This window comes from Dactylosporangium siamense (assembly GCF_016862795.1).
In the GTDB taxonomy this organism is placed as follows: domain Bacteria; phylum Actinomycetota; class Actinomycetes; order Mycobacteriales; family Micromonosporaceae; genus Dactylosporangium; species Dactylosporangium siamense.
On record NZ_BONQ01000180.1, the window covers coordinates 38,295 to 47,570 of the forward strand.

The following is a 9,276-nucleotide window of genomic DNA, read 5'->3' on the forward strand; positions in this document are numbered from 1 at the left end:
CGGCATTGGAGTCATCATGCGGACCCAGTCGACCCCGTCGGGCGCGGCTCAGCCGGTGCCGGCGCTGGAGTTGCCGGCGGATCGGTCGCGCTCGTCGCGCCGTCCGTCGTCCCCCGCCGAGACCCGGTTCGTCGTCGCCGGGGCGCCGTCCGGCTCGGTGCTCGGCGCCCTGCTCGCCGTGCTCGGCTGGTGGGCCGGCCGGCTGACCTACGACGTCGACCGGGCCGACGGTGCGGCACCGCTGCGCGTCGACCTGACGGGCGACCCGAGCCTGGCGGCGCTGGCGCGGCGGCTGCGGACCGGCGACGCCCCGCCGCCGCGGCGGGTGACGGCCGGCGAGCTGACGTTCGACATCGACGACGACGGCGTCTCCGTGCGCTACGACGCCTCGCTGTTCGACGCGGCGACGATCGACCGCCTCGGCGCCCGCGTCGCCCGCGTGGCCTCGGCCGACGCGGAGCAGCGCCTGTCCGGGCTGACGATGCTCGACGACGATGAGACGGAGCTGGTCGTCTCGCGCTGGAACGCCACGGCCGCGACCCCGGCGCCGGTCGCCGGGGTGCATCAGCTGTTCGAGGCCCAGGCCCGCCGTACACCGGACGCGGTGGCCGTGTCCTTCGCCGGCGCCGCGCTGACGTATGCGGAGCTGGACACCGCGGCCAACCGGCTCGCCCGGCACCTGTGCGGCCTCGGCGTCGGGCCGGACGTCGTCGTCGGCCTCGCCCTGGAGCGCGGCCTGGACCTGCTGACGGCGCTGCTGGCGATCTGGAAGGCCGGCGGCGCCTACCTGCCGCTGGACCCCGACTTCCCGGCCGAGCGCCGCGCCTACATGGCCGCCGACAGCGGCGCCGCCCTCGTGCTCACCGGCACCGGACAGCCCGCCGTCGGCGACGTCCCGGCCGTGTACCTCGACGACCCCGCCACCGCCGCGGCCGTCGCGGCGGCGCCCGCCGACCCGCCGGCCCGGCGGACCCACCCGGAACAGCTCGCCTACGTCATCTACACCTCCGGGTCGACCGGGCGGCCCAAGGGCGTGCTCGTCGGGCACCGCGGCGTCGTCAACCGGCTCGTGCGCATGCAGGAGGTCTGGGGCCTGCGGCCGGCCGACCGGGTGCTGCACAAGGCGCCGCTGACCTTCGACGCCTCCGTCTGGGAACTGTTCTGGCCGCTGTCGATGGGCGCCGAGGTGGTCGTCGCCGCCCCCGGCCGCCACCGCGACCTCGACTACGTCGTGTCGACCCTGCAGTCCGAGCGCATCACCGCCGTGCAGTTCGTCCCGTCGCTGTTCCGGCTGTTCGCCAGGGACCCGCGGCTGGACCGCATGCCGGCGCTGCGGATGGTGTTCTGCAGCGGCGAGGCGCTGCCGGCCGAGGACGTCGCGCGGTTCCACGCCGCCAACGACACCGCCGTCGTGGGCAACCTCTACGGGCCGACCGAGGCGTCGATCGAGTCCACGTCGGCCACCTGCGAGCGCGGCGACACCGGCACGCCGCCGATCGGGCGGCCCATCGGCAACGCACGGCTGTACGTCCTCGACGCCAACCTGCGCCCGCTGCCCGTCGGCGTCCCCGGCGAGCTCTACATCGGCGGGCCGGGCGTCGGGCGCGGCTACGCCGGGCGGCCCGACCTCACCGCCGAGCGGTTCGTCGCCGACGCCTTCGCCGGCGGGGGCTCCAGGCTGTACCGCAGCGGCGACCTCGTCCGCTGGCGCGCCGACGGCCAGCTCGACTACCTCGGCCGCGTCGACCACCAGGTGAAGGTCCGCGGCGTGCGGATCGAGCCCGGCGAGGTCGAGGCGGCGCTGCTGGCCCACCCGGCGCTCACCGACGCCGTCGTGGTGGCCCGCGGCGAGGCCGGCGACCGGCGGCTCATCGCCTACCTCGTCACCGGCGGCGGCGCCGCGCCGAGCGCGAGCGAACTGCGCACGTTCCTGCGCACACGGCTGCCCGACTACCTCATCCCGTCGGCGTACCTGCGCCTCGACGCGATCCCGCTCAACCCCAATGGCAAGGTCGACCGCGCGGCGCTGCCCGACCCCGACACGTCCCGCCCCGAGCTGGCCCGGCAGTACGAGGCGCCGCGCAACCCGGTGGAGGCCGCCCTCGCCGACATCTGGGCGGCCCTGCTGCGCCTGGAGCGCGTCGGCATCCGCGACGACTTCTTCGACCTCGGCGGCCACTCGCTGCTGGCGACCCAGCTGATGTCCCGCGTGCGCAACGCGTTCCAGGTCGAGCTGGACCTCGCCGAGCTGTTCGCCGGCCCGACGATCGCCGCCCTGGCCGAGCGGGTGGCCGCGGCGCCGGCCGGTGCCGGGCCGCCGCCGATCGCGCCGGTGCCGCGGACCGGGCCCCTGCCGCTGTCCTTCGCCCAGCAGCGGCTGTGGTTCCTGCACCAGCTCGAACCGGACTCGGCGGAATACAACGAACCCCTCGCCCTGCACCTGACCGGCCCGCTGGACGTCGATGCCCTGCGCGCGGCCCTCGACGCGATCGTCGCCCGCCACGAGGTCCTGCGCACCCGGCTGGTCGCCGACGGCGACGGCCGGCCGCAGCAGATCATCGACCCGTTCACCGGCTCGGGCCTGACCGTCACCGACCTCACCGGCGAGGACGACCCTTCCGCCGCCGCGACCGCCTGGGTCGCCGCCGATGCCGTCGAGCCGTTCGACCTGGCCACCGGCCCACTGCTACGGGCCCACCTGCTGCGCCTGAGCGCCGACGAACACGTGCTGAGCCTCTGCTCGCACCACGTGGTCTCCGACGAGTGGTCCGTCGGACTGCTGCGCCGCGAACTGGAAGCGTTGTACGCCGGGGTCGGCCTTGCGCCGCCACCGGTGCAGTACGCCGACTTCGCCGTCTGGCAGCGTCAGTGGCTCACCGGCCCGGTCGTGGCCCGCCAGCTCGACTACTGGCGCGCCCGGCTCGCCGACGCCCCCGCGCTGCGGATCCCCACCGACCGGCCCCGCCCGGCCGTGCGGTCCTCGGCCGGCGCGCGGGTCCAGTTCGCGGTGCCGCCCGACGTCACCGCCGGCCTGCGCGCGCTCGCCCGCGACGGCGGCGCCACCACGTTCATGACACTGTTCGCCGTCTATACGGTCCTGCTCGGCCAGTACGCGGGCCAGGACGACATCGTCGTCGGCACGCCGATCGCCAACCGCAACCGGGCCGAGATCGAAGACCTCATCGGGTTCTTCGTCAACGCCGTCACCATGCGCGTCGACCTGTCCGGCGACCCGACCGTCGCCGAGCTCGTCGGCCGCGTCCGCCGCGAGGCCCTCAACGCCTACGCACACCAGGACCTGCCGTTCGAGCAGGTGGTCGACGCGCTGGTCAACGACCGGGACCGGTCCCGCACCCCGATCTTCCAGGTGCTGTTCAACTACAACCAGGGCGACGTCGGCGGCGCCGCGCCGGGCGTGGCCTCGGCGGTCGGCATCACCCTGGCCAGGGTGGCCAACCCGATCTCGGTGAAGTTCGACCTGCGGCTGATCTTCGACGACGTCGACGGCGAGCTGTCCGGCGGGTTCGAGTACAGCACCGCACTGTTCGAGGAGGCCACGGTCCGCCGCTGGGCCGACCGGCTGCTCCTGCTGCTGCGCGCCGCCGCCGCGGACCCGGCCACGCCGCTGTCGAGGCTGCCGCGGATGACCGCCGCGGAGGAGCGCGAACTCGCCGCCTGGAACGCCACCGCGGCGCCGGTCCCCGCGACCGGCGGCGTGCACGAGCTGATCGCCGCCGGGGCCGGCGATCGCACCGCCGTCGTCGCCGGCGGCGCCGCGCTGACCTACGCGCAGCTGGAGGCGCGGTCCAACCGCATCGCGCACCACCTGCGCCGCCTCGGCGTCGGGCCGGAGACCGTCGTCGGGCTCTGCCTGGGCCGTAGGCCCGACACGATCGCGGCCCTGCTCGCAGTGTGGAAGGCCGGCGCCGCCTACCTGCCGCTGGACGCCGGCTATCCGCCGCCACGCCTCGCGTACATGCTCGCCGACAGCCACGCGTCCGTCGTCCTCGGCGAGCCCGACGTCCTCGACGAGCTCCCCGCCGGGCGCATCCGCACCGTGGCGCTCGACGACCCCGCCATCGACGCCGAGCCCGGCACCGCCCCGCCGGTGACCGTACGGCCCGACCAGCCGGCGTACGTCATCTACACCTCCGGCTCGACCGGCCGACCGAAGGGCGTCTGGGTCACCCACCGCGGCCTCGCCAACTACGTTCACGCCGTCGCCGGGCCGGCCCACCTCGGCGGCGCCGGGCGAAGCTACCTGCTGCTGCAGCCGGCCGCCACCGACTTCGGCAACACCATGCTCTTCGTCTGCCTCAGCAGCGGCGGCACCCTGCACGTGCCGGGCCCCGGCACCGCGACCGACGCCGACGCGGTCGCCGCCTACCTCGCCGCCCACGCCATCGACTACCTCAAGATCGTGCCCTCGCACCTCGCGGCCCTGGCCCGGCAGCGCGACATCGCGACGCTCATGCCCGCCCGCACGCTGGTCCTCGGCGGGGAGGCGGCCACCGCCGAGCTGATCGCCGAGCTCCTCGACGCCGCCGGCGAGCGCGCCGTCGTCAACCACTACGGCCCGACCGAGACCACGATCGGCGTCGCCACCACCCGGCTGCGCCGCGAGCCGCTCACGCTCGGCCGCCCGCTGCCCAACCTCCGCCTCCACGTCGCCGGGCCAGCGCTGGATCCCGTCGCCGTCGGCGCCGTGGGCGAGCTCTACATCGGCGGCCCCGCCCTCGCCCGCGGCTACGGCGGCCGGCCCGAGCTGACCGCCGAGCGCTTCGTCGCCGACCCCTTCGGCGCCGACGGCGGCCGCCTGTACCGCACCGGCGACCGCGTCCGGCGCCGCAACGACGGCCGCATCGAGTTCCTGGGCCGCGCCGACGACCAGGTGAAGATCCGCGGCCACCGGGTCGAGACCGCCGAGGTCGAGCACGCGCTGCGGGCCAACCGCGCCGTCGCCGCGGCCGTCGTCGTCGCCCGCACCGACAACGCCGACACCCGCCTGGTCGCCTACCTCGTGCCCGCCGGCACGGCCACCCCGGCGACCGGCGAGCTGCGCGCCGCGCTCGGCCGCACCCTGCCCGAGCACATGATCCCGGCCGCGTTCGTCTGGCTCGCCGAGCTGCCGCTGACGCCCAACGGCAAGACCGACCGCCGGGCGCTGCCCGCCCCCGAGGCGCCGCACCCGGACCGTGACGGTGCCGCCCGCCGCCCCCGTACGCCGGTCGAGGAGGTCCTCGCCGGAATCTGGTGCGAGGTCCTGGGCCTGGACGCCGTCGGCGTCGACGACAACTTCTTCGAGGTCGGCGGCCACTCGCTGCTGGCCACGCAGGTGTTCTCCCGCGTCCGGCCCGTGTTCGACGTCGACCTGTCCCTCGCCGTGCTCTTCGAACACCCCACCGTCGCCGCGTTCGCCGAGGCGATCGCGGCGGGCGGCGGCCGACCACCGGCGCCGCCGATCGAGCCCGCGCCGCGCACCGCGCCGCTGCCGCTGTCGTTCGCACAGCAGCGTCTGTACTTCCTCAGCCGCCTCGCCCCGGACTCCAGCGAGTACACCAACATCGAGGCCGTCCGGCTGCGCGGCCCCGTCGACGCCGGCGCGCTGCGGCGCGCCCTGTCCGCGCTCGTGGAGCGCCATGAGGTGCTGCGCACCCGCATCGTCGACGGCGACGACGGCACCGGCCGCCAGATCGTCGACCCACCGCAGGGGATCGACCTGCGCGGCGCCGACGTCACCGACGCACCCGACCCGATCGCCGCCGCCCAGGACGAGTTGCGCCGCGACGCGGCCGGCGGCTTCGACCTCGCCGCCGGGGCGCCGCTGCGGGCCTGCCTGGTCCGGCTCGCCCCCGACGACCACGTCCTCGGCCTCATCTGGCACCACATCGTCATGGACGAGTGGTCGGCGCTCGTCGTGCGCCGTGAGCTGACCGCGCTGTACTCGGGGGAGGCGCTGGCGCCGTTGCCGGTGCAGTACGCCGACTTCGCCGCGTGGCAGCGGCAGTGGCTCGACGCCGGCACCACCCGACAGCAGCTCGAGCACTGGCGCACCCGGCTCGCCGACGCCCCCGTGCTGCGGCTGCCGACCGACCGCCCCCGGCCCGCCACCATGTCCCCGCAGGCCGACCGGCTCGAGTTCGCCGCGCCCGCCGACGTCCTGCCGCCGCTGCTCGAACTGTCCCGCCAGTGCGGCGCCACACTGTTCATGACGCTGCTGTCGGCGTTCGCGGTCGTCCTCGGCCGCTACAGCGGCCAGGACGACGTCGTCATCGGCACACCGTTCGCCAGCCGCACCCGGGCCGAGGTCGAGGACATCGTCGGGTTCTTCGTCAACTCCCTCGCGATGCGCACCGATCTATCGGGCGATCCCACCTTCGCCGAGCTCGTCGACCGCGTGCGCCGCACCGCCCTGGACGCCTACGCACACCACGACGTGCCCTTCGAGCAGGTCGTCGAGGCCGTGCAGCCGCCGCGGCAGCGCGACCAGACACCGCTGTTCCAGGTGATGTTCAGCCTCGACCGGGTCGGCGACGTCCGCTTCGTGCTCGACGGCGTCGACTCCGAGCCGTTCCCCGTCCGCGCCGACGACGCCCGCTTCGACCTCACCCTGGGGCTGCGCGAGGCCGACGACGGGCTGAGCGGACTCCTGGTGTACCGCAGCACGCTCTTCGACCGCGACACGATGCGCCGCCTCGCCGATCACCTCACCGCCGCGCTGGTCGCCGTCGCCGCCGACCCCTCGATACGGCTGTCGCAGATCCCCCTCGGCGCCGCGCCGCCGCGCGCCGGGGCCACCCCGTCGCCGGTCCTCGAGGCCGCGGCCCACGAGCTGTTCGCGGCGCGGGCCCGCCGTCGCCCCCGGGCCACCGCGCTGCTGCACGACGGCCGCCGCCTCACCTACGGTGAGCTCGACGAGCGCGCCAACCGGCTCGCGCACTGCCTGCGCGGCCTCGGCGTCGGCCCCGAATCCGTCGTCGGCCTGGCCCTCGAACGGGGCCCCGACCTGATCGTCGCGATCCTGGCCGTGTGGAAGGCCGGCGGCGCCTACCTTCCGCTCGACCTCGAGCAGCCGGCCCAGCGCCTGATGTACATGCTGACGGACGCGCGGGCGTCGGTCCTGGTCGGCACGTCAGCCGCGATCGGCGACCTGCCGGCCGGCCGGCTGCGCACGATCGCCCTTGACGACACCGCCACCATCGCCGCGCTCGCCGCCGCCCCGGCCACCGCGCCCGACACCCACGTGCACGCCGGCCAGGCCGCCTACGTCATCTACACGTCGGGCTCGACCGGCCGGCCGAAGGGCGTCACGATCCCGCACGGCGGCCTGGCCAACCTCAGCCACGCGCAGCGCCGACTGTTCGAGGTCGAGGCCGATGACGTGGTGCTGCAGTTCGCCTCCTTCGGCTTCGACGCCTCCGTGTTCGAGCTCGTCATGGCGCTCGTCTGGGGCGGCACGCTCGTGGTGGCCACGGCCGGCGAGCGCGCCGAGCCCCGCCGGCTGGCCGAGGCGGTGCGCGAACACGGCGTCACCGTGGCGACCCTCCCGCCGTCGCTGCTCGTCGGCCTCGACCCGGACGACTTCGCCGGCCTGCGCATCCTCATCGTCGCCGGCGAGCGGCTCAGCCCCGACGTGGCCGCGCGATGGGCCGGCCGGATCGCCATGGTCAACGCCTACGGCCCGACCGAGACCACGGTCTGGGCGACCGCTGCCGCCGTCGACCCGCGGCCCGGCGACGCCACACCCATCGGCGTCGCGATCGACAACGTCAGCGTCCACGTCCTGGACCGGCAGCTGCGGCCTGTTCCCACCGGCGCCGAGGGCGAGCTGCACATCGGCGGGGCCGGCGTCGCCCGCGGTTACGGCAACCGCCCCGACCTGACCGCCGAGCGCTTCGTCGCCGACCCGTTCGGTGCCGGCGGGGGCCGGCTCTACCGCTCCGGCGACCGCGTCCGGCAGCTCCCCGGCGGCGACCTCGTCTTCATCGGCCGCGCCGACGACCAGTTGAAGGTCCGCGGCCACCGCATCGAGCCGGGCGAGGTCGAGGCCGCCGTCGCCGCCCACCCGGCGATTTCCGCCGCCGTCGTGACCGCCGACGGCGAGGACGAGCGGCGCCGTGTCGTCGCCTACGTCGTGCCGGCCGATGCCGAGAGCGGCCTGCCCGCCGCCGGCGAGCTGCGCCGCTTCGCCCGCGAGCGCCTGCCCGAGCCGATGGTGCCCGCCGTCTTCGTCGAGCTGGCCGCCCTGCCGCTCACGCCCAACGGCAAGGTCGACAGGGCCGCGCTGCCGTCGCCCGACGCCGCCCGCCCCGCGCCCGGCGCCGGCCACAGCACCCCCTCGACGCCGACGCAGGAGGCCCTCGCCGCGATCTGGGCCGAGGTGCTCGGCCTCGAGGCGGTCGGCGCCGACGACGACTTCTTCGACCTCGGCGGCCACTCGCTGCTCGCCATGAAGGTCGCCGCGCAGATCCGCGCCGTCCTCGACGTCGAGATCCCGCTCGCCACCCTCTTCGACCACCCGACCGTGGCCGCCCTGGCCACGGCGGTCGACGCCGCGGCCCCCGGCGCCGGCACCCCGCCCATCGAGCGCGCCGCCCGCGACCGGCCGCTGCCGCTGTCCTTCGCGCAGCAGCGCCTGTGGTTCCTGCAGCAGCTCGACCCGGACTCGGCCGAGTACAACGCGGCCCTGTCGATCCCGCTGCCCGGGAACCTCGACGTCGAGGCGCTGACCGGCGCGCTGACGGCCCTGGTGGCCCGGCACGAGGTGCTGCGCACGCGGCTGGTGCCCGGCGACGACGGCCTGCCGGTCCAGCACATCGAGCCCACCCCGCCGCGGTTCCCCCTGACGATCGTGGACGTGGCCCACGACGCCCTGCCCGGGTGGCTGGCCGCCGACGCCCGCGTGCCGTTCAACCTGGCCGCCGGCCCGCTGCTGCGGGCGACGCTGCTGCGGGTCGCCGCCGGTGAGCACGTGCTGGCACTCGCCATGCACCACGTCGTCGGCGACGAGTGGTCGGCCGGCATCCTGCTGCGTGAGCTTGAGGCGTTGTATGCCGGGGCGGTGCTGGCGCCGTTGCCGGTGCAGTATGCCGACTTCGCGGTGTGGCAGCGGCAGTGGTTGTCCGGTGATGTCCTGGAGGGTCAGCGCGGCTATTGGCGGGATCGGTTGGCTGGGGTGCCGACGTTGGAGCTGCCGGCTGATCGGCCGCGGCCGGCGGTGCGTTCGTCGGAGGGTGCGGCGATCGGGTTTGCGATCCCGGTTGAGGTGGCCGAGGG

General features: G+C 75.6%; 1 protein-coding gene. It reads left to right on the top strand.

The genetic code is table 11. The features are described from left to right. Nucleotides 1–16: 16 nt before the first annotated feature. Nucleotides 17–9,276 (top strand): non-ribosomal peptide synthetase (locus Dsi01nite_RS52700; protein ID WP_203854076.1); only part of this gene is annotated, 9,260 nt, incomplete at its 3' end.